Origin of the sequence: Bacteroides sp. 1001302B_160321_D4 (genome assembly GCF_015667765.1) — a bacterium.
In the GTDB taxonomy this organism is placed as follows: domain Bacteria; phylum Bacteroidota; class Bacteroidia; order Bacteroidales; family Bacteroidaceae; genus Bacteroides; species Bacteroides xylanisolvens.
This window is the reverse complement of sequence record NZ_JADPLO010000102.1, coordinates 1-2,062: the sequence shown is the minus strand read 5'-3', so window position 1 is coordinate 2,062 and position 2,062 is coordinate 1. Positions and strand designations below refer to the sequence as shown.

The window sequence follows — 2,062 nt, the reverse complement described above, 5'->3', positions numbered from 1 at the left end:
ATATAGATGTTATTTTTTTATGATTCAATGTTCCGATTTTAATTATTTAAAAGATAGGAATTAAATAATCTCTATCTTTGAGGACAAACAAAAAGAGCAATAATGGAAAGTAATATACCAAAGTATGATTTGCCGGTTGATTATATTGTAGGAGAGGGATTCGCAAAAGATTTACTGAAGAGCTATAAGAATTTTCCATGTAAGATTGAATCCGGCTTATTTATTCTTTGTATAAAAGGCACTATGGAGGTGACGATCAATACCAATACCCATCATATTAGTGAAAATGATTTAATAACTTTGCCGCCTAATTGCATATTAGAGGTGCACACATTCTCATCCGATATCCAGATTTATTATGCAGGCTTTTCATCTCATTTTATAGAAAGTATAAATTTGATGAAAGCTACCCAGCACCTTCTTCCGGTAATTATGGAGAATCCGATAGTTGCTTTATCTCCACTTCAGGCCTGTAGTTATAAAATGTTTTATGAATCATCTATTCTTTCATACGCTTCACTTAGGACGCGCGAAAATAAGGAGATAGTAAAAGCTGTTCTTACCATGTTTATCCAAGGGGCTACAGAAATATATAAGTTACAGAATAATTGGTATTTGTCTTCTCAATCAAGAAAGTATGAGATTTATCAGGAGTTTTTAAAATTAGTCATGAAACATTATACAATCCATCACGGAACATCTTTCTATGCTGATGAGTTAGGACTTAGCCTGCCCCATTTCTGTTCTACAATTAAAAAGGCGGCAGGAAATACTCCATTAGAGGTGATTGCTTCTGTCATTTTGATGGAAGCTAAATCCCGTTTAAAGTCGACCGATGAACCTGTAAAAAATATAGCTCTATCTTTAGGGTTTAATAATATCTCCTTCTTTAATAAGTTTTTTAAGCAGCATACTGGTATTACCCCTCAAGAATATAGAGGACGCTAATCTTCTGTTTTTCTATCAAATGGTAATGTAACGGTAAAACAACTACCTTTCCCAATCTCTGATTTAACGGAGATATCTCCTTGCAGGTGTTCTACAATCGTTTTACAGATAGAAAGTCCTAAACCGGTTCCCTGTTTAAAAGTATCTACTTTGTAAAAACGATCAAAGATTTCATTCAAACATTCTTGCGGAATTCCCGAACCGGTATCTTCTACAAATATTTGTACTGAATCCGCATTTCTGTTATCAAGCGTATACCCAAAATGAATATATCCTTTTTGGGTGAATTTCCGGGCATTATTAATGAAATTGCATATTACTTGTTTCAGGCGTGTAATATCTGTGTTGATATAAACATCTTCATCCGGTAATAATGACTTTATTTCAATTTCGGAAATAGGTTTCATTGCCTGTTCTTTCTCTATGTCCATCATTAAAGAGTTAAGGGAACAGTTGGAGAAAGTAAATTTAATCGTATTTGATTCAATCTTGGACAAATCAAGTATGTCGTCAATCAATCGTACTAAATGTTCGCTATTGATGCTGATTAGTCGCACGAAATCGGCACGTTCCTCTTCACTTAACTCATCATAAGTGGAACCTATAACATCAGAAAAGCCGACGATTGCATTCAGCGGCGTACGGATTTCATGACTCATATTGGCTAAAAACGCCATTTTAAGACGATCGCTTTCTTCTGCTTTTTTACGTGCCTCGATTAAGGTGTTTTCTATGTCTTTATATTCCTGAATACTCAAGCAGATTCCCACTAACCGATAGGGATGGCCGGATATGTTTGCAATATAAGTTGACTGCCCTTCAAACCATTCCCAAGTACCATCCCCCCGGCGCAAACGGAATGGAACTGTTTTGTCAAAAGTTGTATTACCACTAAGTTGTACAACAAAGGCATCAGCCATAGGTTGCCGATCGTCCGGATGAATCATATTCACATATTCCTCCATTGTCAAAGTATTATTTTCTCCTGCCGGAATACCTAAATGTTCAAAATAACGATCGTCAAGAGTAAATTCACTCCGACTTATATCATAATACCATGGATAGATTCTGGTTCTTTGCAAAGCAGTATTCAGAATATATTCCTGTGTAAGCT

2 protein-coding genes are annotated in these 2,062 nt (G+C 35.5%); one reads left to right on the top strand and one right to left on the bottom strand.

The features are described from left to right. The first annotated feature begins 102 nt into the window (after positions 1-102). Positions 103-948: an AraC family transcriptional regulator gene (locus KFO40_RS24320; protein WP_004314666.1), complete on the top strand. Its 846-nt coding sequence runs from the start codon at positions 103-105 to the stop codon at positions 946-948. Here the strand turns inward: KFO40_RS24320 and KFO40_RS24315 are convergent. Continuing rightward, on the bottom strand, positions 945-2,062 hold a 1,118-nt coding region (locus KFO40_RS24315), incomplete at its 5' end, for a PAS domain-containing sensor histidine kinase (protein WP_211146878.1). The genes KFO40_RS24320 and KFO40_RS24315 overlap by 4 nt on opposite strands.

Bases quoted from the DNA above. Each gene is read 5' to 3' on its own strand.
- KFO40_RS24320 (WP_004314666.1), top strand. From the start codon at position 103: ATGGAAAGTAATATACCAAAGTATGATTTGCCGGTTGATTATATTGTA.